Below are 24610 nucleotides of genomic sequence, written 5' to 3'. Positions count from 1 at the left end.
AATCGCTTTTATTTTCAGGTGGTTAGGTAGGGATGCAAATGCGCACTGTTGGAATCATGTTGATCGCCTGCTCCCTGGCCGGCGGCGCGGCTGCCGTGCAGGCACGGGAGCTGCGCGAGGGTGACAAGTACATGTGCAGTTGGGGCGCAGGCACAGCCGCCAGGGCTCAGGAACTCAAACTGTCGGGGGTGTCGCTGTACGCGGCGCGGCAGAAGATCCAGAGCATGAAGTTCAACAAATCGTGGATGCGCATGATGGCCATGGGCATCACCGAACAGACCTACGACAGCCGTTCACGGCTCAAGCCCGAGGCGATCCGCCAAGGGTTCTATCAGGATTGCGTGCGCTACAAAGTCGCGCGCAAATAACGGCTTAACGCGACAGCGGCGAGCTGGCATCCTCCTGGAAATACACCTTCGCCGTTTCAATAAACCGCCGATTGGCCTGGGACAGGTATTCACTGGCGCGCCAGCACAGGTTGAAATGCATGAACTGGGCTGGCTTGAACGAGACTCCAACCAACCCCGGCTCTTGCTCCTGAACCGACCGCAGCAAGGTGGAAACCCCCATGCCATTGCGCGTGGCGGTAATCACCAACGGCACGAAATTGCTTTCGAGGGCAATGCTGAAACGTACGCGGGCCTGGTTGCAAAAGGCATCCAGCAGATTGCGTTGCAGGAACGTGTTGTCGAACACCAGCATCGGCTCGGCCTGCAACTGCTCTGCGGTAATTGACGACGCGCCCGCCAGCGGATGCTGTTGGGCCATGCACAGCACCATCTCATCGCTGCCCAGCAACACCGACTCCCAGTCCGGGTCCACCCGCCGTGACTCCAGCAATGCCACATCGATATCTCGCGTGGCCAGGCGCGCACTGATGTCATCGGCGCTGCCTTCCACCACATGCATGGCAATACCGGGGTATTGGGCGCGGAACTGCATCAGCAACTCAGGTATATGGCGGATGCCATACATCGGCGGGATGCCGACGCGGATTTCGCCACTGTGCAACTGCGTCAGGTCCTGCAACTCGCGCCGGGCACCGGCCAAGCCTTCCAGGCAGGCTTCGGCGCGCGCCAGGAACAGCTGGCCTTCGGCAGTCACGCTGATCTGTCGCGTGGCGCGGTTGAACAACGCAACGCCCAATTCATCTTCCAACCGGCTTACCGCCATGCTCAGCGCCGGTTGCGCCACGTGCAGCGCCTGCGCGGCCTTGGTAAAGCTGCCTTGGCGGGCGATTTCGACGCAGTACTCCAGGGCTTTCAGGTTCATACGGGCTCGCATAACAAAAGATGATCGCTGGCTTCACAAATGGATATTTTTTGTGATGATGGCAAGTCTATAACCTGTCGGCATTCTTCTCCATGTCGGGTTTAACAAGATGCTTAATCTTCGCCAGTACTGGCTCGTAACCCTGATGGTGGGCGCTTTAGGCGGCAGTGTTGCCAGTTGGGCAGGGTGGCCGTTGCCCTGGGTGATTGGTTCGCTGGTGGCGGTGATGCTCACCCGTTGTGCCGGTGCCGGGGTGCCGGACATTCCCCATGGTCGCCAGGCCGGGCAACTTATTGTGGCGGTCGCGATTGGCTGCCATTTCACCTTGCCGGTGATGCAGCAAGTGGCGGCCCATCTTGGGCTGATCGTCACCGCTGTGCTGCTGACACTGGTGCTGGCCGTGTGTTCGGTGCTGATCCTGCACCGCTGGGGCGTGCCCTTTGGCACCGCGTTTTTTGCGCTGATGCCAGCCAACTCCAGCGAGATGGTGCACCTGGGGCGCCAACGCCAGGCGGACACCAGCTTTATCGCCGCCGCCCACAGCATTCGGTTGTTGCTGATCCTGCTGACGGTACCTGCTGTCGCCACCTTCGGCCTGCCCGCTGTGGCTGCCCATGCGCCGTTGCCGGTGATCTGGCCGTGGCTGATTTTTATCCTGGCGATGAGCGGGTTGGCGGCGTTGGGTTTCCAGCACTACAAGTTGCCCAACCCCTGGACCTTCGGACCGTTTCTGATCTGCGCGGTGGGGGTGGGCTGCAATAACCTGTCGATGAGCATGCCAGGTTGGCTCAGTGGCAGTGGCCAGGTGTTGATCGGCTGCGCGCTGGGGGTGACCTTCGATCGGAGTTTCCTGCGCCGCGCGCCGGGCTTGCTGGGCAAGGTGTTGGTGCTGCTGGCCGGCTCAGTGACAGCCACGGCACTGGCCGCATGGGCGCTGGGTACCGGGTTGGGCATTCCATGGCTATCGTTGGCCCTGGGCATGATGCCCGGCAGCGCGCCAGAAATGAGCCTGACCGCCGAAGCCCTGGGCCTGGCCGTGACACTGGTGACGGCCATGCAAGTGATCCGCATGCTGTTGATCCAGGCGGCGTGCCTGCCGCTGTATCGGCTGTTGTGTCCGGCATTCCATGCTCAAGCGCCGGCCAGTGCAAAATCTGCTTAGCTGGCTCTGGCTCTGGCTCTGGCTCTGGCTCTGGCTCTGGCTCTGGCTCTTTAGCTTTTGATCTTGATCTTAGGCGCCCCGTCAAACCACGCTGGCCGAACGCAGGCTTGAATCCGTGGGTAACCCGGCAGGACGCCGGGTTAGCCGCACTGGGCCATGGATGGCCCATTGCGGCGGCCCACGGATTCAAGCCGGAGAGAGGGCACACCGAGCCTAGGCGAGGTGCCGAGTGGTGGGGCAAGAGCCCTTTGGTTACTTTGGGGCTCTTTTCCAAAGTGACTCGCCGTAAAGGCGAAACCCATATCAGCCTTCACCCAAATAACGGATATGTACTCCGACCCAAACGCCCTAGCGCCCAACACATAGCTATCGCAGGCAAGCCAGCTCCCACATTGGAACGGCGTACAAGCGATAAGAGTGGACCGCCTGCCAGGGCAAGCCCGCCCACCACAAGTAACAAGGGGACTTTCGAAAGATGCGCCGATGTAAGTGCAAACAAGCGATAACCATTTTTTATAAATGGTTATATTGGAGTTAGTTGCACCAAAAAGCAGCACCCATACACCTCGTCACCCTAAAAAACATGTGGTTATTGAATGACTTACAGCTGTTTTATTCCGACGAAAGGAATCAAATAGTCTTGTGACACGTATTATCAATCGCTATGATGCGCGGGCGTTCACCTCCCACGGTTTATGCATTTTTAAATCCCAAGTTTCCATCAGCTACTTGGGATTTTTTTTGCCCGCGATTTACCCTCGGCATTAATGTTCTTCTTCGGAAAACGCTGCGCGCATCCGCCCGTTGCGTTTTGCTTGATACAGCAGCTTGTCGACGTCTTCGACAAAACCCAGCATCGGCGCGTCTGGCGTGACGATACGGGTACCCACGCCCAGGCTCAGGCTCAACAGGTTCGATACCGGCGAAAAGCTGTGTTCAATCTGCTGTTGGCGGATCAGATGCAGGCAACGTTGCGCCACCTGCCTGGCAGAAGCGGCGTCGGTTTCCGGTAGCAACCACACAAACTCTTCGCCGCCGATACGTGCAATGAAATCCCGTGGCCGGTTCGCTGCCTTGGACAGGGTGTTCGCCACTTGGCGCAGGCATTCATCACCTTTGATATGGCCATAGTGGTCGTTGTACTGCTTGAAAAAGTCGATATCCAGGATGATCAACGACAGCGGCAACTGGCTGCGCTGGGCGCTGGCCCATTCCCGTTCCAGCACGGTGTCGAACATGCGCCGGTTGGCGATGCCGGTGAGGCCGTCCTGGTAGGAGTACTCTTCGAGTTGCTTTTGCAGGCGCACCAGGTGTTCTTCGGTCTTCTTGCGCTCGCTGATATCGAACATGAAACCGATCAGCGCCTCAACCTCGCCATCCTTGCGCACCACGTGCACCACATCGCGGATCCACACATAGTCGCCATTCACCGTCAACGCTCGGTAGTCGGCCTCGTGGTCCACACCGGCGCGGGATTGGGACACGCAAAAATTCACCACGTATTCGCGGTCATCCGGGTGCATGCGCTCAACCCAATCATCCACGCTGACCCAGCTTTGCGGCGTCCAGCCCAATAACGTTTCGATTTGCGGGCCGATGTAGCTGAAGGTCATGCTCTGCCAATCGATGCGCCAGGGGATGGCCTTGGTCGACTCCAGCAAGGTTTTGTACACGTCGCTGTCGGGCTGGCTCGGGGGTTCGATGCTCATGGGCGCTGCTCGGGAGTGTGGGCAAAAGCCAAGAGCGTCTTGTGATCGGCGCCAGGAGTCAAGTGTTGCCCCGGCGGGCAGACGAGAGGTCGCTTGAGGCTTTTCTGGCGCCAGTGTTTCGTCGGTTTCGGGGTGAAATGAGGCGTGGATAACACTTTTGAATGATTGGCTAGATGGCCCCGCAAACCTCATCTACGCTGCTTGCATCACAACGACTGGGTGGAGCCCGGGGAAGGGTGCGGAGCATGATTTCACTCGTCGAATTCAATCGCATCATGGCCTCGGGTTTTCTGCCGCTGGCCTGCGATTGCACGCAAAACAGCGATGGTTCGCTGCGTATCAGCATTTTCGAGCCAGAGTCCGGCCGTGTGGATTTGCTGTTGACTCGCGTGTCTCCCGAGGGTTTGGACAGCATCCGTTCCATCTCAAACCTCATCGGTGAACTGCGTACCGAGATCAAGGCCGGTCGCCGTGGGTTTGCGGCGTTCGGTTAACTGTTGGCCACTTGGCTTGGCGTATCAGCCGCGCCGTAGTAGCGCCAGCAGCAATGGCGGTGTTCGGGCAGGATAATGCAGCCGCTGAGGCTGACGATCAGCAATGCGGCAACCAGCATGGACAGTCGGCGGTACATGGTATTTCCTCTTGGGGTGAGCGGCTTGGGTTGAGCGGCGTTAATCCTTTAACGCTGGCGCCTGCGTAAATCCGTCGCAACGCTTTCAAACATTTCATCCAGCCTCGCCATCCCATCGGCAATACTGCCCTCGACCCCTGCCGGAAAAATTTCACGCAGCCGCGACGGATTGTTTCGGCACCCAGCGTTCAACCCGTCAGCAACCGGCACTTTTGCCCATTGCATGAAGGAGTTGCCATGAAGTCCCTGGCCAAATTGCGCTTTGCCTTGCTTGCCCCGCTGGTGCTGACAGCGTTTGTGAGTACCCCAAGCTTTGCCCAGACCGAAGTCATTATTCGCCAGGCGCCACCGGCCGAACGTGTGGAGATCATCCCCGCGCAGCGCCCCGGTTACGCCTGGGACCGGGGCCACTGGCAGTGGGCGCGGGGGGGCTACGCCTGGGTGCCCGGCCACTGGCAGCCGGTGATGCACAACGCACGCTGGGCACCTGGCCATTGGGAGTCACGCGGCCCCAACTGGTACTGGCGTGAAGGGCATTGGAGCCGCTGAACCCTGAGCCTTAGCCCCCGGACCGAGAACTGCCCGATTGAAAGACACTGATCCGGACGTTGAGTTGCTGGCACGTATCGGTAAAAACGAACCCGCCGCCGTCAGCGAAATGGTGACGCGCAAACTGCCGCGCCTGCTGGCGCTCGCCGGTCGAATCCTGGGGGATGCCGATGAGGCCAAGGACGTGGCCCAGGAAAGCTTCCTGCGCATCTGGCGCCAGGCGGCCAGTTGGCGCAGTGGTGAGGCGCGTTTTGATACCTGGCTGCACCGGGTGGCGCTTAACCTGTGCCATGACCGCCTGCGACGGCGCAAGGAACGCCCGCTCAATGAAGAGGCGGCACTGGAGCTGGCAGACAGCGCGCCGTCCCTGGATGAGCAGCTGGAAACCGCCGACCGCAGCGCGCGCATGAGCGCTGCGCTCGCGGCATTGCCCGAGCGTCAGCGCGAAGCCATTGTGCTGCAGTATTACCAGGAGCTGTCGAACATCGACGCCGCGGCGCTGATGAATGTCAGTGTCGAGGCACTGGAGAGCCTGCTGTCGCGGGCCCGACGCCAGTTGCGCAGTCAACTGTCCGATACACCCGGGCTTGCCCGCCCAGGAAGGGGAAAACCATGACACCCGAACGATTTGCTCACTTGGCTGACGCCTATGGTGCGGACGTGCGCCGTTGGCCTGTGGCGGAGCAAGCGCCTGCCCGGTCGCTGTTGGAGAGCGGCAGCGTCATCGCCCGCGACGCGTTGAATGAGGCCGGTTGGCTGGATGCCCAACTCGATAGCCATCACGTGGTTTTTGCCGACCCGGGATTGGCCCAGCAGATTCGCCAGTCGGCGCCCCGGCGTGTTTCATTCTGGTCGCGCTACGCCAGTTGGCTGTCGCCCGCCGGGGTGGTGGGCGTGGGCATTGCCGGCATCGTCACCGGCATGCTGGTGGCGTCCATGAGTGTGCCGCTGCCGATGCTCTCATCCGAAGTGCTGCCCAGCATCTTCGACCAAGGCGACGCGCAAGTCATCTTCACCGTCAACGCCGAGGAAACCGAGCAATGACCGTCAGATCCCTTAAACCGTGGTTGCTCGTTTCGGTGCTGCTCAATGTGTTCTTGATCGGCGGGGTGGGCGGTGGCCTCTACCATTGGAGGGCCAGTGCCAAGCCCGCCGAAGCGGTGGTCAACCAGCACGGCCTGCGCCAGGCCATGTTCAAGCTGCCGCCTGAGCGTCGTAAGGAACTGCGCCAATTGCTGCGTCATAACAAGGCCGACAGCCAACCGCTGGTCATGGCCGGCCGCGAGGCACGCATGGGGGTGATCCAGCAGTTGGAGGCGCCGACCCTGGACCGCGATGAGCTGGTGATCGAATTGGCCAAGGCCCGGGAGGCCGATGCAGCGTTACGGGCGCTGGTGGACTCGACGTTGGCGCAGTTCGCCAGCACCTTGCCTCAGGATGAGCGGAAAAAACTGGTGGAGGCGCTGTACATGCGTGGGCAGGCCAAGAACGGGAGGTTGTAGTGAGCGGGCTTGCCCCAATGCCAGTCAGTTAAGGGTTAGAAAGAGTAAAAGCTAACCTGTGGCGAGGGAGCTTGCTCCCGCTGGACTGCGCAGCAGTCCCATCTTTGGGGCCGCTACGCGGCCCAGCGGGAGCAAGCTCCCTCGCCACACTGACGGTGTTTGCCCTTAACTCACTGGCATTAGGGCTTGCCCCGCTCACCACAACAAACCAGTCCACCACAACAAGCCCGCTCTACAAGCGCCGCAGAAAGGATTTGACGATATGCCGGGTAGCGTCGGTAGTGTCCAACTGATCCAGGGCCCCATAAGCCTGCCATTGGCAATCAACGATCTCATTGCACGGCCGTGCCTGCGCGATGTTCACCACCGAAGCCTCGAACACATGGTGCACCGTGTCGCGGGCTTTTAACTCCTGCAAGTAGAGCAAGCCATCCACATTCAACCCGGTTTCTTCTTCCAGCTCGCGCTCGGCGGCGCCCACCGGGCGTTCGTCACGTTCAACCTTGCCGCCCGGCAAGGTCCATTTTGATCTGGCCTTGCGCACGAAGAGGATATGCCCCTCGTGTTCGCAAATGACCGTTGCCCGAATTTTCATCGTCTGTGCCCCTGCAGTTGGATGAATGTCACAAAAGTGTAATGCAATTGTCATGCTAAGTGCGTCTGGCACAGGACGGTAGGGATGTGGATACTGCCCGATTGATGAAAACGCACGAGGAGAATCCATGACTACCGTTCGCTGGGGCATGATCGGCTGTGGCAGCGTCACTGAGTTAAAGAGTGGACCCGCATTCTACAAAGCGCCAGGTTCGGCCCTGGTGGCCGTGATGGGGCGTCGTGAAGAAGCCGTGCGCGATTATGCGGCGCGCCATGGCATTGCGCGTTTCTATACCGACGCCCAGGCACTGATCGACGACCCCGAAGTGGACGCGGTGTATATCGCCACACCGCCCGACAGTCACCTGGAATTCAGTTTGATGGTGGCGGCGGCGGGCAAGCACTGCTGCGTCGAGAAACCCATGGCCCTGAATGCCGAGCAAAGCGCGTTGATGCAGCGCACCTTCGAACGCGCCGGACTGCATCTGTTTGTCTCGTATTACCGCCGTTCACTGCCGCGCTTCCAGCAAGTGCGTGAGTGGCTGCGGGACGGGCGCATCGGCGAACTGCGCCAACTGACCTGGAACCTGTGCAAACCCGCCGCTGTTGACGACGCCAGCGTAGCCAATTGGCGCACCGACCCGGCCATTGCCGGCGGCGGTTACTTTGCCGATTTGGCCAGCCATGGGTTCGACCTGTTCCAGTTCCTGGCCGGAGATATCGTCGAAGTGGCGGGCTTCACCGCGCGCCAGGCCGGGTGTTATGCCGCCGAGGACGCCGTAACCGCGTGCTGGACCTTCACCAGCGGTGCACTGGGCATGGGCTGCTGGAACTTCGTCGCCGATCGCCGTGAGGATCGGGTCGAGCTGATCGGCAGCCGCGGGCGTATCCAGTTCTCGGTGTTCGAAGACCAGCCGATACAGCTTGAAAGCGAAACCCACGAAGTGTTGACGGTGCCGTGCCACGCCCATATCCAATGGCATCACGTGCTGGCAATGAACGCGCATATTCGTGGCGAGGCCGAGCACCCGTCGCTGGCCATCGAGGCGCTCAAGACCGATCGGATCCTGGACAAGGTGCTACAACGTAACCCCCATCTTCCTGCCTAGGCGCGATAGGGTTTTCTCTTTGCAAGGAATACACGGATGAAATACTGGATGCTGTTGTGGCTGGCGCTGGCCACAAGCGCGATGGCGGCCCCGCGTAGCCAAGGCACGCCTGGGGTGTTTGATTTTTATGTGCTGTCGCTGTCGTGGTCACCGACCTTCTGCCTGACGCACCCGGACAATGAACAGTGTTCGGGCAAGGGCTACGGGTTTGTGCTGCACGGGCTGTGGCCGCAGTACGCCAAGGGTGGTTGGCCGGCGTCGTGCGCACCGCAGTTGCCGTTGAGCCGCGAAGCGATCGAGAAGGGCGCCGCGTTGTTCCCCACGCGCTCATTGCTCAAGCACGAGTGGGCCAAACACGGCACGTGCAGTGGGCTTGAACCGTTGGCGTATCTGCAGAAGACCGACGAGGCCTTGGGGGTGGTGAACATTCCGCAGCAACTGCAGCCGTTCAATACGCCGCCGTCGCTGACGGCCCGTGAAATCGAAGACCTGTTCCGCCAGAGCAACCCTCGCATGGGCAACCATGGGCTGGCGGTGATCTGTAAAGGCAAGGTGTTCTCCGAAGTGCGCGTGTGCCTGACCAAGGACCTGGCCTTCGCCGGGTGCCCGCGCAGTGTGAAAACCCAGTGCCGCGACGGTGACATCCGCATTCCCGCACAGCGCTAGGGCAGCATTGCCACACGAAAACGCTCGTCAAAATCATTGGCCAACTGCGCCAGTGTCACCTTGCCCAGACGCTGCAACAGCAGCGTCTGGGCCTGTTCGAATGCATCCGTGAGCGCAGCGTTCACGGCTTGCTCCACCAGGCATTCCGGGTGGTCGGTGGACAGGCCGATGGCGAAAATCGACGGCGTGCCCAGGGCGTTGTGAATGTCCAGCAGGGTGATCTCACTCAAGGGCTTGCCCAGGCTCCAGCCGCCTTGGTGACCTTTCTCTGAGCGCACATAGCCTTTTTCCTTGAGCAGTCCGAGTGTGCGCCGTACCACCACCGGGTTGGTGCCGAGCATCTGCGCGATGGTCTCTGACGTGGCGCGTTCTTCATGGCGGCCCATGTGGATCAGCACATGGAGCATGCGCGACAGGCGGGTGTCGTTTCTCATCAAAAAGCCTCAGGTCGGTTCGGCCGAAAGTATCGTTCGTAACCTAAAAAGTTGCGAGACTATTGACGTGTGATTTTTACGTAACTTATGGTGTGTCGTGAAAGCGCGCGGATAACCGTGCGCATCGGATGGGGAGGCACCTTCATGATGCATGACGTCATTATCGTGGGCGGCAGCTATGCCGGCCTGTCTGCGGGCCTGCAATTGGCACGGGCGCGACGCAGCGTGCTGGTGATCGATGCAGGGCTGCGGCGCAACCGGTTTGCAGCTACTTCCCACGGGTTTCTCGGCCAGGACGGCCAGGCACCAGAAATTATCGCCGCCGAAGGTCGCAGCCAATTAATGGAATACCCCAGCGTGAGTTGGGTGCAGGACCATGCCCTTGAGGTTGAAGGGCAGTTGGACGGTTTCAGCGTACGCACCCGATGCAACGGCGTGTTCCAGGCAAGGCGGCTGATCCTTGCCACCGGTGTGGTCGATGAGTTACCCGCCATCGAAGGCCTGAAGGAACGCTGGGGCACACGGGTGTTCCATTGCCCTTACTGCCATGGCTATGAATTGGACCAAGGGCGCATCGGCGTATTGGCGACCTCACCCTTGGCGATGCATCACGCCTTGATGCTGCCGGACTGGGGGGCCACCACATTATTCACCAACGGTGTCTTCACACCGGATGCCGAGCAGCAGGCACAGTTGGACCGGCGCGGAGTGAGCGTGGAAAGTGGCATCGTTCGATGCCTGGGCGGTGAACGTGTCGACCTGGAATTGGAGGACGGCCGGGTGTTCAACCTTGACGGTGTGTTCACGATGTCACGCACTCGAATCAGCCCGTTGGCCGAGCAATTGGGTTGTGAGCGGATCGAGGGGCCAACCGGGCACTACCTTCACACCAGCGACACACGCCAGACGTCGGTGCCCGGCGTGTTCGCCTGTGGTGATACGTCGCTTGCTGCCGGCTCTGTTGCGCTGGCAGTGGGCGAGGGCGTGCGCGCCGGCACGGGCGCGCACTTTTCATTGATCAATAGTTGAGATACACCGGACTGTCGCTGGACAACGACGCCTTCACGCCATGGGACGTGTCGCTGACCAGCACCTCTTCGCGGTCCTCGGCCAAGGCTTGCAGGGTGAGGGCGACCACTTCCTGGGGCGTGCTTTTCGGCGCTTGCACATCGGCCACCATGTCGGTGTCGATGTAGGCCGGGTGCACGCCGATCACCAGGGTGTTTTGCTCACGCAGTTCGGCGCGCAGGCCATTTGTGAGGCCCCACTGCGCCGACTTGGAGGCGCTGTAGCCGCCGGCACCCGCAGGGCTCAGCCAACTCAGCACCGACAACACATTGACCAGCGCACCGCCGCCTTGCTTGGCCAGGATCGGTGCAAAGGCGCGGCTGACCCGCAGGGTGCCGAACGTGTTTACATCAAGGTGCTGTTGCAGGTTCTCAACGCTGTCGTCGGCCAGCAATGAACCGTATTTAAGAAAGCCCGCATTGTTGAACACCACGCTCACATCACTGGCCTGTTCGGCGGCGCGCCGTACGCTGGCCTCATCGGTAATGTCCAGGGCAATCGGCGTGCTGCCAGGGATGTTCACGCTGCTCGGGTCACGCGCAGCGGCATACACCTTGGCGGCACCGCCTTCCAGCAAGGCCGTGACAAACGCTTTGCCCAGGCCGCGATTGGCGCCGGTGACCAGTACCACTTTTCCACGAATATCCATGATGAGCTCCACGCTGAGAGTTAGGTTTAATAATGAAACCGTTTTTATCCTGAGCGTATCGGTCCTATAATGCAACTGTATTTTTCGAGGTCCCGACAATGAAACGTAAATGCATGGAAGGAAACGTCTGCCCGGTGGCTCGCGCCCTCGATGTGGTGGGCGATTGGTGGACGCTGCTGATCATCCGCGACGCCTTCGCCGGCGTGACCCGTTTCGGTGACTTCCAGAAGCACCTGGGGGTGGCGAAAAACATCCTCGCCACCCGGCTCAAGGACATGGTCGAGCAAGGCCTGCTGCAAACCAGTGAAGTGGGTGCGCGCAGCGAGTATCAACTGACCGACAAGGGGCGCGCGCTGATGCCGGTGCTGGTCACCTTGGCGCAATGGGGCGAAGCCTTCACCGAGCCTGAGGAGGTTGGCACCCGCGTGCTGGATGCACGTAGCCTCAAGCCGCTGCGCAAGGTGCAGATCCTGGCCGAGGATGGCCGTGTGCTGCAGCTCGAAGACATCGTCACCCAGGCGCCAGTGGCCTGACACCCAACAGGCGCTAAACTCCAAAGGACCGCCTCCCCGTGGTGAGCGGGCTTTGGCCCCGTCCGGTGTTCGGAGGTCTTCCGGCAAAGGAGACGCACCATGAGCACCGACTTCGAAAGCAAGACCACCTCCCAAGGCCTGACCGTCAAGGTGTACCGAGGGGAGGGCGCTGCACTCTTGGCCTTCGACCTCGCCCCCGACCTGGCCACCCGCGATTTCGTCGGTTTCAGTATTGAGGTCAAATACCCCAATGCCCCCCAATGGGGGGCGCTGCGCAACCGCCTGCACTTCGATTACCCGCCGACCCCAGAACGGCCGCGTACCTTTTTGTCCACCGAGGCGCCGTTCCAGAAATTCCGCTGGGTGCATGTGCCCAGCGAGATCATCGCGGGTTTCTACCGCTACCGGGTCACCGCCTGCTACATGGATGCCCACGGCACGCTGACCAAAGGCGTGAGCCTGGAAAGCCAGATCTCCCTTGCGGCGCAAACCATCAGCGATGTCCTGAACATTGGCTTTACCCGGGGTTTTGCTTCCTCCCAGGCCTACGGCGAGCGATTCGACAACGAAACCCGCATCCTGCCGCCACCGGGCGCGCCCGTATCGGCGGCTCTGGATCTGGACATGACACCGTTCGAAGCCAACTACCAATGGCTGGGCTTCGAAGCGCGACAGTTGATTCTGCAAGTGCTGGATCAAGTCGCGAACGATCCCGAACTGACCCTCGATGCGCTGATGTTTGAAAGCAAGGAGCCGGATATTCTGCGCCGCCTTGAGCAACTGGGCCCCCGGCTGCGGGCGATCATTGACGACAGCGGCAAACAAAAACTGCCAGACAGTTGCGAAAGCATCAGCGCCCAACGCCTCAGCGACAGCGGTGCGCAGATCAAACGCCTGCATTTCTCTGGCTTGCAGCACAACAAGGTGCTGATCGTGCGCCGCGCCGGGCAGGCGATACGGGTGTTGGGCGGCTCCACCAACTTTGCCTTGCGCGGTCTGTATATCCAGGCCAACAACGTGCTGTTGTTTGATGATGCCGCCGTGGCCGGCAAGTTCGCCGAGGTGTTTGATGCCTACTGGAGCGCGCCCACGGCGTTTCGCAAGAACCCGCTCTCGCAGCGCTGGTGGGTGGTGCGTGATCAACCCGGCTCCAGGGTTTCGCTGTGCTTTTCGCCCCATGCCGATGCATCGCTGTCCCTGGACCCGATTGCCGCCAGCATCGAGCAAGCCACCGGTTCGGTGCTGTACTCCATCGTGTTTCTCAACCAGATCACCGGCCATGTGCGTAACGCGCTGGACGAGTTGATGCAACGCTCACTATTTTCCTACGGCGTGGCCCAGCGCACCGGCAAGTTGGCGGTGTACAAACCCGATGGTTCTGTGGGGCTGCTGCCGTTTGCCTACCTGGCGAATAATGCACCGGCGCCGTTCAAGTCAGAGTGGTCGGGCAATGCAGGGAACATGGTGCACAACAAGTTTGTGGTCACCGACTTCAACGGCGCCAACCCTACGGTGTACACCGGTTCGTCCAACCTTGCCGAGGGTGGAGAGAAGAAGAACGGCGACCACCTGATCCGTATCGAAGACCGCAAAGTGGCGGTGGTGTATGCGATCCAGGCCTTGTTGCTGTTCGACCATTTGCACTTTCGCGTCAATGCCGGCAAGCCTGATGCGCTGCACACACTGCGCCTGGCCAAGCCACCGGCTGCGGGTGAAAAACCCTGGTTCGACGCCTATTACCGCCCCGGCCACGTAAAGGCCCGGGACCGCGAACTGTTCGTGAAATAGCGTGGCGGGGGCATTTTGTTCAATACCGCGCCTGATTCGCCCTTTACGGTGACAGCCTCTTGATCGTCATCAAAAGGGAACAGCAATGAGCTTGATCATTTCCATGGCCGCCTTCGCCCTGGCCACGTCCATCACGCCGGGACCGGTCAATGTGGTGGCCCTGAGTTCAGGGGCACGCTTTGGTTTTGTCGCCAGCCAAAAGCATGTGTTCGGTGCGGCTGCGGGTTTCACCTTGCTGCTGGTGCTGATCGGCCTGGGGCTGCATGAAGTGCTGGTACGTTGGCCCCTCCTGACCCAGTTGATTCAGTGGGGCGGCGTAGCGTTCCTGCTGTACATGGCCTGGAAACTGGCGGTGGACGATGGGCGGCTGGACGCCGACGGCCGTGCCACCGCGCCGTCGATGTTGTACGGCGCAATCATGCAGTGGCTCAACCCCAAGGCCTGGCTGGCCTGTGTGGCGGGCATGGGCTTGTTTGTGGCGGATGGGGACGCGGCGCAGGTCTGGTTGTTTGCTGGCCTGTACCTGGTGATCTGTTACCTGTCGGTGGCGTGCTGGGCGTATGCCGGGACATTCCTGCGCCGCTACCTGGGCAATCCGCAGGGCGTCAGGTTGTTCAACCGCTCAATGGCCGCGTTGCTGGTGGCCAGTGTGGGTTATTTGCTGATGGCTTGAGCACGTCGCGGTATTGCCCGGGCGTGGCAGCAAAATGCTGTTTGAACGCGCGCTGGAAGTGCGCCTGGTCGGCAAAGCCTGCGGCCAACGCCACATCGGCAATCAACTCGCCCTGACGCAATTGGGTGCGCGCAAACTGGATACGCTGGTTCACCAGGAACGCATGGGGTGTCAGCCCGTAATACAGCTTGAACGCACGGATCAGGTAAGACGGCGACAGTTCGGCGGCCTGGCAGATGTCCTCCAGCTTCAACCCCAGGGTGCAGTGTTCGCGGATGTACTCGGCGGCCCGCTCCAGTTTGCGGTTGACCTCCCGCAGCGGTGCGTCGGCAGGGTTCAGGCGTTGCTGCACATCGCTGAAGTAGCTCACCAGCGCGCTCTGCTTTTGCAGGTGTTCGGCCTGCTCGCTCACCAAGATCGCGTGCAGCTCCAGCAGGCCGTTGTAGAGCTGCGGGTCACGGGTGTACGGGGTGGTGAAGGGGCGGTAACCCTGGTCGGTGCTGAACCCCAGTTGGTATTGCAAGTCGGTCAGCCAGGGGGTGTCGATGTACAGCATCTGGTAAGACCAGGGTTCGTCATGGATCGGGTTGCACGCATGCACATCACCGGGGTTCATCAACACCACGGTGCCGGCGCTGATCTCAAAGGTGTCGGCACCGTAATGGTAATAGCTGCGCCCGGTGGTCACCGCACCGATGGAAAAGTGCTCATGGGCATGCCGGCTGTAGGTGACCTTACGGCCGTCGGCGATGGTTCGTGCCTCGATAAACGGCAAGGCAGCGTCACGCCAGAAACTGGGCGCCGAAGGGCTGGTTAACGACGACATGACACGACACTCCGAAAGGTTTCGGGCCTTAGACTCCTGCATAACCGGCACGTGTTCAAGTCGTCATTTGGCGGCCACGGCCATACTCAGGAAATAATCGTTCCAGGGATCCTCGCCTTGGCTAAGGTGCTCCAAGGCGGGTACGTTGGCCGCCAGTGCGTGCAGTACTGCGCTGCCCTGCAGGTAGTGACCCTCGATGATCAGCTTTGCCAATGCGTGGGAGCGAGGGGAGTCGAAACTGCGGGGGATGCGATGGCCGTCTGCATCGGCCTCTGGCAGGTGCTCCACTTCGGTTAACTCGCTTTCAAGTTTGCTGATGTGCAAGCCCGGCCAGGTGGTCAACGGTGTCTCAGGCGCAGGTTCGGCGCCTCTGGCGTAGGCCGGCCAGTCAAATGCGAGGTGCTGCACCATCTGGTCTGGAGAGGCGGCGGCGGCCATCAGGCTGTGGTAGTCCAGGTCTCTGCGGGGGCGCAGCAGCAGGTATTTGGGGAAGCATTCGTAGACATGCCGGTCACTGTAGAAACTGGCGCACACCATGACACCAAACACGCCGACCCGTCCTGGGCCGCTGCGCAGCGCAAGCAACTCGATTTTTCCGTACTCCAGGGCCTCGCGGCGAGGCAACGACAGCGCCGGCAGGGCATTTTTCAAGTACTCGACATAGGCCGCTTGCAGTCGTTGCAGGTGGGCGTCGAATGCGCGGGCGAACACCAGGTTGAACGGTTGCAGCCGAGCGAAGCGGCGGGCCATGTCTGCGTAGTTGATGGCCGCATCGGTAGACACCCAGCGACGTGAGGTCGCGTCCAGTTCGTTGGCCATGTACAGGTCGACGAACGAGTATTTTCCAGCGTCCTGCTGCTCTTGCGTCTTGCGTGACCACACCAGGTCATCCAGCCGCGTGGCGTCTGGATACACCGCTTGCAGGGTTTGCAGCGCGATGGCGCCCCGGTTGGGGACCGTTACGGAAAAGCTCGCCTGGGCGTCCCGCAGTCGCGTGCGCAAGGCGTTGAGGGCCTCGATGGCGGTGTTGGTCTGCGTCCCGGTGTAGCGTTTTTGGCGCGGCAATACACCGTTGGTGACCGCCCAGGCGAGTATGGGCGGGGTGGCCTCGGGGGTGTCCAGAAACAGCTGCCAACTGCCGCGCGGTGGCAGGTAGGCCAGATACAGGATTTCGTTATGGCTCATCTGCCGCGCGGAGCCGGGCATACGCTGCTCCATGTGGCTGGCATATTGCTGGAACAACACCCAGGTCTGGGTGGCCAGGTACGGGAGTGAATCGGGGATATCGCGTACCAGCAACTGGGGTGCCTGGCCGCACAGCATCAGGTGGGCGGCGAGGGCAGCGGTGCCTGGGGCCAGCCCCCTGAAACTGTTTTCTACCTGGGCGCGAACAAAGGCGCTCGATTCGCCCCAGAAGTACGGGGCCGAGAGGTCCAACCGGTTAATGTGCCCATCGGGCACGTCGATGCCGGGGTCGAAGCTCAGGATCAATGCAGCCCACACCAGGGCGCTGCGGCTGGCGTGCCCGCCGCTCACGCTGGCCTCGCTGCCTTTCCATTGCACAACCTGGGCCAATTGGCTGGCCAGGCGCTGGGCGCGGGGCGAGGCGATCATGCGGATCATCAACAGGTCGGCTTCGGCGCGGATATCCTCCACCGACTTGTCTTGCAGCACCGGTTGGCTGAGGTAGTCGAACAGGCTTTGTTCGATGCCCAGCAGGTAGCTGGCGGTGGTGGCGAGCACCTGCCGCCGGTCCTGTTTCGACAAGGTCCAACCGATGGGCTGCGCGGGCTGGGCCGGGACGATTGCACGCCAGTAGTTGCTCTCGTACATGGGGTGCGGCACGGTAATGGTCCTGCGTTGAGCGATCAGGCGCGCGTCTTCAGGTGTGCTCGGCAGTGGCATGGAGTAAAGCCGCAATGCCTGGCGCAGGCTGATGGACTCGTCGGTGCGCAATTGGCCTCCCAGCTCACTGGCAGTGGTCAAAAGGCGTTTGACCATGGAGGCCAGCAGCGGCTTGGCCAGTACGGCTTTTGTCAACGATTTCCAGACACCGTTCTTGTCCTGTGCATCCACCCCATGCTCGACACTGAACAACACATGGGCGTTGGGATCGATACCTTGCTGGACCAGGATCGCGATAAATTCAGGTCGCTCCACCAGTGCCTGCAATTGCTGGCGGCCGGGCAACAGTTTGGCGTGCAGGGTCTCGGGGTCGATCTCAATCATTGCATCGAGCCCCTGGGGGCCGCTCAGGATGCCGGAGTTGGCGATGCTGTTGAGGGCGTCCCGCAGGGCGTGACGGTCATTGAGTAGGCCGATGAAGCGACTGTAGATATAGCGCTCATCCAGGCTACGTGCCGAGGCGTGCAATGTGGGCGCAGGCGTGGGCGTCCATTGCCTCAGGCGCGTGACCAACGGCGCCAGTTCGTCTTTGGTGGTGATGCGTTCGATGCCGTACACCTGCAGGCAGGCCGCCAGGCTCAGGCTATGGTCGGGGTAAATATCGGTGCCCAGTTTGTCGGCCAGGCGCAGCAGTGCAAGCCAGCGCAGGTCTGGGGTCTTGGGGCGCAGGTCGCGGGCCTGGGTTTGCCCTTTGCGTCTGTCGGGAAGCACGCTCACCACTTGCCTGGCGTGGTCAAAAAAGTACCCACTCACGACTACCGGTGCGTCATCGCCATTGTTTTCAACGACGGCCTTGAGGTGCTGCGCCGCTTCTTTCACGGTGCGCGCCAGCAATGAACCCGACGTCAGGTGCACGCGGGTGCGGAACAGGTCCAGGCCGGTGAAGTCGGTGAATGTTGCCAGGGTGTTCGCCAGTTGGCGCAGATCGCGCTGCTGGCCGAGGCGTTCTCCATGCAACAACGAGCGGTTCTGACCGACGCTATCAATGGCCGGAAAGGCATCGGCGGCACGCAACTCCTCAATGATCACCTGCGCTTGCGGCCGGTTGGTTGGCATGGGGTAGCCGTAGAACGCCAGCACCCGATCCAGGCTCAGCGTGCGGGCGATATTGGTGACCCGGTCGCCCAGGTAAGGCATGCCGAGATCGGCCGGGTCTATCAGTTGGGCGATGAAGATGATCGGGTTGGCGACTTTCCACCAGCCGGACGCGTCGGCCAGGGTAAAGCGCTGCACCGTGGTTTGAAGATAAGCCTGGCCCTCCAGTACGCCGTTGCGTACTTGCAGCGTGGTGAAGTCCAACTGGCGCCTGTCGGCCCACTCAAGGAACGGTGCGCTGTTGATGGCCTTGCTGAACATGTCGCCCCATTGGCCCAGCAGGGAGAGTTCGCTGATGCTGACCAGCGTATCGGCCGCAGGCAGCAGCGGCGCTTGCAGGATCGGCAGTAATTGCTCGATCAGTTCTCGGTCACCCAGGCGCCGTAGGTCATCGCGCTCGCTGAGTTGCGCAGCGGTGTAGCTGGGGTTTGCCAATGGCAGGAGATCGGGGGAAAAATCTTCGGGGGAAAGGGCAAGAGCCAGGTATCCATCCATGGGAACAGCCTTCGGTAGCGGGAGAACCACTATGATTGGCGCTCCCGCACGACGGCGGACAGTGGGGGGTTCCTTGAATGCCGTGGCTTGCCTCAGCCACGGCCGTAGGGGTCAGAAATCCCAGCGCGTAGCCAATTGCAGGCTGCGCGGTTCGCCGTAGAAGCCCGTGCCGAAGTTGCCCAGGCCGGTGTAGTACTTCTTGTCGAACAGGTTCTTAACGTTGAGCGTGGTGCTCAGGTGTTCGTTGAAACGATAGCGGGCCATCAGGTCCACCAGGTAGTAGCTGTCCTGGGTGATGCGTGAGTCGTGGCCGAAGTTGACCGTGTCATTGGGATCTGGCTGGAACACATTGCCGAAGAACGCGCTCTGCCAGTTCACGCCGCCGCCGACGGTGACATTCTCCAGCGCGCCGGGCAGGCGATAGGAACTGAACAGGCGCACCACCTGCTGCGGCGTGGTGGTTTGCAGTACTGAGCTGTACACGTAGCCGTCATCGGCATCGCGGGTGTGCTGGTAGGTGTAGCCAGCGGAGATATTCCAACCGTCCAGTACTTCACCCGACAGCTCGGCTTCGAAGCCTTTGGTGGTGGCACCGGCAATCGCGCGGTACACCGAGTCGGTGTCAAAGCCGGATACGTACTGGGCGACGTTGTCCTGCTCGATGCGGAACACGGCAAAGCTGGCGTTCAGGCGGCCGTCGTAAAACGCCGCCTTGAGACCGGCCTCGTAGGTGTTGCCTTCCACTGGGTCAAGCAGCTTGCGGTCAGCATCCTTGCTGGTTTGCGGGCGATAGATCTGGGTGTAGCTGGTGTACGCCGACCAGGTCTCGTTGAGGTCGTAGACGATGCCTGCGTAAGGCGTGACCACGCCTGTCTGCGTATACGTGGTGCGGTTGTCGGTTTGGGCCGGGTCGTAGAAGTCGGTGCTGTCGGTGCCGCTGAAATTATTCACCCGTGCGCCGAGGATCACCGACAGGTCATCGGTGGGTTTCAAGCGCGTGGCCAGGTAGGCGCCGGTCTGGCGTTGCACGATATCGTTCTGGCCGCTGCGGGGAATGTCCGGCTTGGCGTATTCGCCGTGCCAGTCGAAGATGCTGCCGCCGACACCGGGGTAGATCGAACCGTACACCGGCACGTCCTGTTTCGAGCGGGTCGCCATAAAGCCCATGATCAACTCGTGCTCGCGGCCGAACAGGCTGAACGGGCCGCTCACGTTGATATCCAGGGTGTTCTGCACCTGGTCGCCCTTGTACTTGCCCATGAACATATACATACCATCGCCCGTCACCGGGTCCGGGTTACCGCCGCTGGCCGAGGCGAGCAAGGTGTCATGCTGGCTGCGCTTGCGGTCGAGGCTGACTTTAAGCGACCAGTCGTTGGCCAGTTTCTGTTGTACCGAGGCGAAGATTGTCTGGTTGGTGAAGTCGCGGCGGCTCCAGTCGGCAGCCGGGTTGAACGAGCGCGAGAAGTTAGTGCGCGAGCCGTCGCTGAAATACATGGGGAAACCGGTCCAGGTGGCGCCACGGGAACGGGTGTTCTGCTGGTCGATGCCGAAGGTCAGCAGGGTGTCGGGCGTGAGGTCGGCTTCAAGGATGCCGTAGGCGATGTCCTTGGTGTTCTGGTAGTGGTCCAGGTACGACTGGCGGTCCTGGTACACGCCGACAAACCGCCCGCGCACGTTGCCGGTTTCGGTCAGGGGCCCGGAGATATCACCTTCTGTGCGGTAGTTGTCCCAGGAGCCGAAGGTTTGGGTGACTGAGGCCTTGAACTGGGCGGTGGGTTTTTTGCGGATCAGGTTGACCGTGGCCGAGGGGTCGCCGGAGCCGCTGAGCAAACCGGCTGAACCCTTGATGATTTCCAGGTGGTCATACACCGCCATGTCGGTACTGGTGGTGCCGTAGTCATACACCCCGTCGTAGGTGGAGTTGACGCCGTCGTACTGGAAGTTGGTGATCGGCAGGCCACGCCCGGAAAACTCCCAGCGCTCGCTGTCGTAGTTCTGCACGCTGATACCGGGAGCGCGGCGCAGGGTGTCGGCGATGCTGTTGGAGCCCTGGTCATCCATCTGCTGGCGAGTGATCACCGTGACCGATTGCGGGGTTTCCCGCATGGACAGCGCAAGGCCCGTGGCCGATGCCATCGAGCCTGTGGTGTAGGCGCGAGTGTCTTCGGTGGTGGCGCCGAGCGCCTGGCCGGAAATGGTCGTGGCACCCAGTTCCAGGGCGCCGGTGTTGGCCGGGATCAGTTCCAGTACATAACCGTTGTTGCCTTGGGGCAGGGCCTGTAGACCGCTGCCCTGCAACAACCGTTGCAGGCCGCTGGCCGGGGTGTAGGTGCCGTTCAGCCCGGGGCTGGTCTTGCCAGCCGCCAGGCTGTTGTGGCCCGCGATGAAAATACCCGACTGCGCGGCAAAGCTGTTCAGCACGGCCACCAGTGAGCCACCTGCGATGGCGTAGTTGCGCGCAGCCTCCTGGGTGACGGCCGTAGCGGCATACGCCGCGGGTACGCCCAGGCAGAACAGTGAGGTGGCCAGCGCCAATGGGCGCAGCGCGAAGCGAGCAGGTTGCGACATGAAGGTATCCCTTTGGATCGGCGAATTAAAAGCGTCTGCAGGGTTAACCGAACGAGTTTTCAAAAGGGGAACTGGCGGCGCGACGTTTTTTATCGAGGTCCAACGGTGACCCACCACGGCATCGGCCGGTCGACGCGAATCGGCAGCGCCGCTTGCAGCAGGTGCAGCGCGTGGTCGCTGTCCAGCAGCGGGAACGAACCCATCACCGGCAGTTGTGCCACGGCCGGGTCGCAGCCCAGGTGGCCGGGGCGATAGCGGTTGAGCTCGGCGACCAGTTGGCCCAGGGGCAGGTTGTCGGCGAGCAACACGCCCCGGCTCCAGGCTTCGCGGCCTGGTGCTGCCGGGGCGGTTGGGTGCAGGCCGTCACGGCCGAAGGAAACCTGCTGGCCCGCTTCGATGATGCGCCCCTGCTGGCTGATCGTCGTAACCTGTACTCGGCCTTCGAAGACGTTGAGCTGGGTGTGATCATCCCCCTGCAACACACTGAAACGCGTACCCAACGCCTGCATGCGCCCGTGGTCCGTATCCACCAGGAAGGGGCGATGGGCGTCCTTGGCGGTGTCGATCAGCACTTCGCCAAAACGCAGGTGCAGCAAGCGCTGGGCCGCATCAAAACGCACATCCAGCGCGCTCAAGGCGTTGAGCCACACGTGGCTGCCATCGGCCAACAGCGCATCGCGGGTCTCGCCGCTGCGGGTGGCGTAGTCCGCGCTCCAGCCGCCCACCAGCCGGGGCAGGGCGGTGTTGCGCCAGGTGCCCCAGGCCAGCGTGGAACCGGCACACAGCACCAGCAATGTCTTGAGGGTTTGCCGACGAGAGCTGCGTAACGCACGGCTGGCGTTGTGGGGTTGCTCCAGCAACGGTGCAAAGCGCTGGCTGACCCGCTCCACATACTGCCAGGCCGCCAGGTGTTCGGGGTTCTGCGCCACCCAGGCCTGCCAACGCTGTTGTTCCTGGCTGCCCGTTGCCTCCTGCAAGCGCACGTACCATTGCGCGGCCTGTTCCAGGCTGGCGTGGCTGAGTTGGCCGGTGGGGTTCATTGCACCAGCATTCCATCCAGCTCCGCTTCCAGCACCGCGCAGTGCAGCAGGGCCTGGGCCATGTACTTCTTGACCATGCGCTCACCCACGGCTAGGTGCTCGGCGATCTGCTTGTAGGTCAGGCCGTGGAGTTGGGCGAGCAGGAACGCTTCGCTGACCTTCTTGGGCAGGCGAGCAAGCATTGCGTCCACTTCGTAGAGCGTCTCGACGATGATTGCCCGTTGTTCCGGTGAAGGCTGTGCGTCTTGTGGGCGTAGAGCGAGGCTGTCGAGCCAGGCCTTTTCCAGTTGGCGGCGGCGCCAGTGGTCGATGCACAAACCCCGGGCGATGGTGGCCAGGTAAGAGCGCTGGCGCACATGATCGGTTTCGCTGGGCGGGCGGTTGAGGATGCGGATGAACGTGTCGTGGGCCAGGTCGGCGGCATCCCAGCGATCGTTCAGGCGTCGGCGCAACAGGCCGAGCAGCCAGCTGTGATGGGTGCCGTAGAGGTGGGTGAAAGAGGTCGACACACTATCCATCCAGCGCAAAAAGATTGGCGTAAATAAGAATTGGTCGCGATTAAAGCAAAGGGGGGCGATGGGCGCAAATGGTATTGGATTGCAATTGGGAGGTGAAGGCTACATCGGCCCAATGTGGGAGCGGGCTTGCTCGCGAAAGCAGTGTGTCAGAGTTAGATGAGTTGACTGATACACCGCATTCGCGAGCAAGCCCGCTCCCACATTGTGACTTGTGTGTGTCAGGCGGGCACGAGGAATGCCGCCTCCAGCAACTGGCGGGTATAGGCATGCTGCGGGTCAGCAAAAATCGCCTTTGCATCCCCTTGCTCCACCACCTGTCCCTGTTTCACCACCATCAACTGGTGACTCAGCGCCTTCACCACCGCCAAATCATGGCTGATAAACAGGTAGGTCAGGTTGTACTTGGCCTGCAAGCCGCGCAGCAACTCCACCGCCTGGCGCTGAACGGTGCGGTCGAGGGCCGAGGTGGGTTCGTCCAGCAGGATCAGGCGTGGCTTGAGCACCAAGGCACGGGCGATAGCGATGCGTTGGCGCTGGCCGCCAGAGAACTCATGGGGGTAGCGATGCCGGGAGTCCGGGTCCAGGCCCACTTCCTTGAGCGCGGCGATAATCGCTGCCTCTTGCTCCGCTGGCGTGCCCATCTTATGGATGCGCAGGCCTTCGCCAACGATTTCACTCACACACATGCGCGGGCTCAGGCTGCCGAATGGGTCCTGGAACACCACCTGCATTTCCCGGCGCAGCGGGCGTACCTGCTGCTGGGTCAGTGTGTCCAGTTGCTGGCCTTCAAAGCGAATGCCGCCCTTGCTGGCGATCAACCGCAGTATCGCCAGGCCCAGGGTGGATTTGCCCGAGCCGCTTTCGCCGACAATCCCCAGGGTTTGCCCTTGGGGCAGGCTGAAATTGATGCCATCCACCGCCTTGACGTAATCGACGGTGTTGCGCAAAAAGCCCTTCTTGATCGGGAACCACACCTTAAGGTCATCGACTTCCAGCAGCGGCGGCCCCACCTCGTTACTCGCCGGCCCGCCGCTGGGCTCTGCGGCCAGCAGTTCCTGGGTGTACGGGTGCTGGGGCGACTGGAACAGCGTCTCGCACTCGGCTTGCTCGACGATGCAGCCCTTTTGCATCACACACACGCGGTGCGCAATACGGCGTACCAGGTTGAGGTCGTGGCTGATCAGCAGCAAGGCCATACCCAAGCGCGCCTGCAACGCCTTGAGCAGTTCCAGGATCTTTAATTGCACCGTCACATCGAGGGCCGTGGTCGGCTCGTCCGCAATCAACAGCTCTGGCTCATTGGCCAGGGCCATGGCAATCATCACCCGCTGGCGCTGGCCGCCGGACAGCTCATGGGGCAGGGCCTTGAGGCGCTTGTGGGGTTCGGGGATGCCCACCAGTTCCAGTAATTCCAGGGTGCGTTGGGTGGCGACCTTGCCTTGCAGCCCCTTGTGCAGGCCGAGTACTTCGTTGATCTGCTTCTCGATAGAGTGCAGCGGGTTCAACGAGGTCATGGGTTCCTGGAAGATCATCGCAATGCGGTTGCCGCGAATATGCCGCAAGGACTTTTCCTTGAGGGTCAGCAGGTCCTGCCCGGCATAGCCAATGGTGCCGGATGGGTGCCGCGCCAACGGGTAGGGCAGCAAACGCAGGATCGAGTGCGCAGTGACCGACTTACCGGAACCGCTTTCGCCCACCAGCGCCAGGGTCTCACCACGCTTGATATCGAAGCTGACGTTGTTCACCACGCGGTGATGGTGCTCGCCCGTGACGAACTCGACGCTGAGGTCGCGGACTTCAATCAGATTGTCCTGGTTCATC

25 protein-coding genes are annotated in these 24610 nt (G+C 61.4%); 13 read left to right on the top strand and 12 right to left on the bottom strand.

The window, feature by feature from the left end; translation table 11 throughout:
• Nucleotides 1-38 precede the first annotated feature (38 nt).
• On the top strand, nucleotides 39-368 hold the full coding sequence (locus ACLD1Y_RS28740) for a hypothetical protein (protein WP_043206222.1): 330 nt from the start codon (nucleotides 39-41) through the stop codon (nucleotides 366-368).
• A gap of 4 nt (nucleotides 369-372) precedes the next feature.
• Here ACLD1Y_RS28740 and ACLD1Y_RS28735 read toward each other — a convergent pair whose 3' ends face one another.
• Complete coding sequence (locus tag ACLD1Y_RS28735) at nucleotides 373-1272, bottom strand: LysR family transcriptional regulator (RefSeq protein ID WP_429481050.1); 900 nt, start codon at nucleotides 1270-1272, stop codon at nucleotides 373-375.
• A gap of 109 nt (nucleotides 1273-1381) precedes the next feature.
• Here ACLD1Y_RS28735 and ACLD1Y_RS28730 point away from each other — a divergent pair, with 109 nt between their 5' ends.
• A complete protein-coding gene (locus ACLD1Y_RS28730; protein ID WP_429481049.1) occupies nucleotides 1382-2434 on the top strand; it encodes an AbrB family transcriptional regulator in 1053 nt (350 codons plus the stop codon).
• 764 nt (nucleotides 2435-3198) lie between these two features.
• Here the strand turns inward: ACLD1Y_RS28730 and ACLD1Y_RS28725 are convergent.
• Entirely contained in the window at nucleotides 3199-4143 is a 945-nt protein-coding gene (locus ACLD1Y_RS28725; protein WP_429481048.1) for a sensor domain-containing diguanylate cyclase, read from the bottom strand.
• Between the two features lie 245 nt (nucleotides 4144-4388).
• On the opposite strand from ACLD1Y_RS28725, the gene ACLD1Y_RS28720 reads away from it, so the two are divergent.
• The gene (locus ACLD1Y_RS28720) at nucleotides 4389-4637 is read left to right on the top strand and encodes a DUF1652 domain-containing protein (protein WP_429481047.1); all 249 of its coding nucleotides are present in this window, start codon (nucleotides 4389-4391) and stop codon (nucleotides 4635-4637) included.
• Here the strand turns inward: ACLD1Y_RS28720 and ACLD1Y_RS28715 are convergent.
• Complete coding sequence (locus tag ACLD1Y_RS28715; RefSeq protein WP_429481046.1) at nucleotides 4634-4774, bottom strand: hypothetical protein; 141 nt, start codon at nucleotides 4772-4774, stop codon at nucleotides 4634-4636. The genes ACLD1Y_RS28720 and ACLD1Y_RS28715 overlap by 4 nt on opposite strands.
• Nucleotides 4775-5011: 237 nt before the next feature.
• Between ACLD1Y_RS28715 and ACLD1Y_RS28710 the strand changes: the two genes are divergently transcribed.
• Genes ACLD1Y_RS28710 through ACLD1Y_RS28695 form a run of 4 tightly spaced genes read left to right on the top strand, consistent with a single transcriptional unit; the run spans nucleotide 5012 to nucleotide 6825 of the window.
• The gene (locus tag ACLD1Y_RS28710) at nucleotides 5012-5323 is read left to right on the top strand and encodes a YXWGXW repeat-containing protein (protein ID WP_429481045.1); all 312 of its coding nucleotides are present in this window, start codon (nucleotides 5012-5014) and stop codon (nucleotides 5321-5323) included.
• Between the two features lie 37 nt (nucleotides 5324-5360).
• Nucleotides 5361-5939, top strand: a complete 579-nt coding sequence (locus tag ACLD1Y_RS28705; protein WP_429481044.1) for an RNA polymerase sigma factor — start codon at nucleotides 5361-5363, stop codon at nucleotides 5937-5939.
• A complete protein-coding gene (locus ACLD1Y_RS28700; protein ID WP_429481043.1) occupies nucleotides 5936-6367 on the top strand; it encodes a hypothetical protein in 432 nt (143 codons plus the stop codon). Before ACLD1Y_RS28705 ends, ACLD1Y_RS28700 begins: the two co-directional genes overlap by 4 nt.
• Nucleotides 6364-6825: a periplasmic heavy metal sensor gene (locus ACLD1Y_RS28695; RefSeq protein WP_429481042.1), complete on the top strand. Its 462-nt coding sequence runs from the start codon at nucleotides 6364-6366 to the stop codon at nucleotides 6823-6825. The genes ACLD1Y_RS28700 and ACLD1Y_RS28695 overlap by 4 nt, the downstream gene beginning before the upstream one ends.
• 232 nt (nucleotides 6826-7057) lie before the next feature.
• Here the strand turns inward: ACLD1Y_RS28695 and ACLD1Y_RS28690 are convergent, their stop codons facing one another.
• Entirely contained in the window at nucleotides 7058-7420 is a 363-nt protein-coding gene (locus ACLD1Y_RS28690; RefSeq protein ID WP_429481041.1) for an NUDIX hydrolase, read from the bottom strand.
• Nucleotides 7421-7547: 127 nt separating this feature from the next.
• On the opposite strand from ACLD1Y_RS28690, the gene ACLD1Y_RS28685 reads away from it, so the two are divergent.
• Together ACLD1Y_RS28685 and ACLD1Y_RS28680 are read left to right on the top strand one after the other, a co-directional pair.
• Complete coding sequence (locus ACLD1Y_RS28685; RefSeq protein WP_429481040.1) at nucleotides 7548-8528, top strand: Gfo/Idh/MocA family protein; 981 nt, start codon at nucleotides 7548-7550, stop codon at nucleotides 8526-8528.
• 36 nt (nucleotides 8529-8564) lie between these two features.
• Complete coding sequence (locus ACLD1Y_RS28680) at nucleotides 8565-9194, top strand: ribonuclease T2 family protein (protein ID WP_429481039.1); 630 nt, start codon at nucleotides 8565-8567, stop codon at nucleotides 9192-9194.
• Here the strand turns inward: ACLD1Y_RS28680 and ACLD1Y_RS28675 are convergent.
• On the bottom strand, nucleotides 9191-9628 hold the full coding sequence (locus ACLD1Y_RS28675) for an Rrf2 family transcriptional regulator (protein WP_429481038.1): 438 nt from the start codon (nucleotides 9626-9628) through the stop codon (nucleotides 9191-9193). The two genes, ACLD1Y_RS28680 and ACLD1Y_RS28675, sit on opposite strands and share 4 nt — an antisense overlap.
• A gap of 144 nt (nucleotides 9629-9772) precedes the next feature.
• Between ACLD1Y_RS28675 and ACLD1Y_RS28670 the strand changes: the two genes are divergently transcribed.
• On the top strand, nucleotides 9773-10657 hold the full coding sequence (locus tag ACLD1Y_RS28670; RefSeq protein WP_429481037.1) for an NAD(P)/FAD-dependent oxidoreductase: 885 nt from the start codon (nucleotides 9773-9775) through the stop codon (nucleotides 10655-10657).
• Here ACLD1Y_RS28670 and ACLD1Y_RS28665 read toward each other — a convergent pair.
• On the bottom strand, nucleotides 10647-11345 hold the full coding sequence (locus ACLD1Y_RS28665) for an SDR family oxidoreductase (RefSeq protein ID WP_429481036.1): 699 nt from the start codon (nucleotides 11343-11345) through the stop codon (nucleotides 10647-10649). The two genes, ACLD1Y_RS28670 and ACLD1Y_RS28665, sit on opposite strands and share 11 nt — an antisense overlap.
• 98 nt (nucleotides 11346-11443) lie before the next feature.
• On the opposite strand from ACLD1Y_RS28665, the gene ACLD1Y_RS28660 reads away from it, so the two are divergent.
• The 3 genes from ACLD1Y_RS28660 to ACLD1Y_RS28650 all read left to right on the top strand — a co-directional run bounded on the left by ACLD1Y_RS28660 (nucleotide 11444) and on the right by ACLD1Y_RS28650 (nucleotide 14339).
• Nucleotides 11444-11878, top strand: a complete 435-nt coding sequence (locus tag ACLD1Y_RS28660; RefSeq protein WP_429481035.1) for a winged helix-turn-helix transcriptional regulator — start codon at nucleotides 11444-11446, stop codon at nucleotides 11876-11878.
• 99 nt (nucleotides 11879-11977) lie between these two features.
• Entirely contained in the window at nucleotides 11978-13666 is a 1689-nt protein-coding gene (locus ACLD1Y_RS28655) for a phospholipase D-like domain-containing protein (protein ID WP_429481034.1), read from the top strand.
• A gap of 85 nt (nucleotides 13667-13751) precedes the next feature.
• Nucleotides 13752-14339 carry a LysE family translocator gene (locus ACLD1Y_RS28650; protein WP_429481033.1) on the top strand — a complete coding sequence of 196 codons (588 nt, stop codon included), beginning with the start codon at nucleotides 13752-13754 and terminating at the stop codon, nucleotides 14337-14339.
• Here the strand turns inward: ACLD1Y_RS28650 and ACLD1Y_RS28645 are convergent.
• The 6 genes from ACLD1Y_RS28645 to ACLD1Y_RS28620 form a co-directional block, all read right to left on the bottom strand.
• A complete protein-coding gene (locus tag ACLD1Y_RS28645) occupies nucleotides 14281-15165 on the bottom strand; it encodes an AraC family ligand binding domain-containing protein (RefSeq protein WP_429481032.1) in 885 nt (294 codons plus the stop codon). The two genes, ACLD1Y_RS28650 and ACLD1Y_RS28645, sit on opposite strands and share 59 nt — an antisense overlap.
• Before the next feature lie 63 nt (nucleotides 15166-15228).
• Nucleotides 15229-18660, bottom strand: a complete 3432-nt coding sequence (locus ACLD1Y_RS28640) for a hypothetical protein (protein WP_429481031.1) — start codon at nucleotides 18658-18660, stop codon at nucleotides 15229-15231.
• A gap of 111 nt (nucleotides 18661-18771) precedes the next feature.
• Nucleotides 18772-21231: a TonB-dependent siderophore receptor gene (locus ACLD1Y_RS28635; protein ID WP_429481030.1), complete on the bottom strand. Its 2460-nt coding sequence runs from the start codon at nucleotides 21229-21231 to the stop codon at nucleotides 18772-18774.
• Nucleotides 21232-21320: 89 nt separating this feature from the next.
• Entirely contained in the window at nucleotides 21321-22271 is a 951-nt protein-coding gene (locus ACLD1Y_RS28630) for a FecR domain-containing protein (RefSeq protein ID WP_429481029.1), read from the bottom strand.
• On the bottom strand, nucleotides 22268-22789 hold the full coding sequence (locus tag ACLD1Y_RS28625) for a sigma-70 family RNA polymerase sigma factor (RefSeq protein WP_429481028.1): 522 nt from the start codon (nucleotides 22787-22789) through the stop codon (nucleotides 22268-22270). Before ACLD1Y_RS28625 ends, ACLD1Y_RS28630 begins: the two co-directional genes overlap by 4 nt.
• Before the next feature lie 218 nt (nucleotides 22790-23007).
• Nucleotides 23008-24609: an ABC transporter ATP-binding protein gene (locus tag ACLD1Y_RS28620; protein WP_429481027.1), complete on the bottom strand. Its 1602-nt coding sequence runs from the start codon at nucleotides 24607-24609 to the stop codon at nucleotides 23008-23010.
• Nucleotide 24610: the final 1 nt, after the last annotated feature.

Origin of the sequence: Pseudomonas sp. 18175, from assembly GCF_050432925.1 — a bacterium.
Taxonomy (GTDB): Bacteria; Pseudomonadota; Gammaproteobacteria; order Pseudomonadales; family Pseudomonadaceae; genus Aquipseudomonas.
Note: the sequence above shows the minus strand (reverse complement) of the source record. Positions and strands in the feature narration are given on the sequence as shown.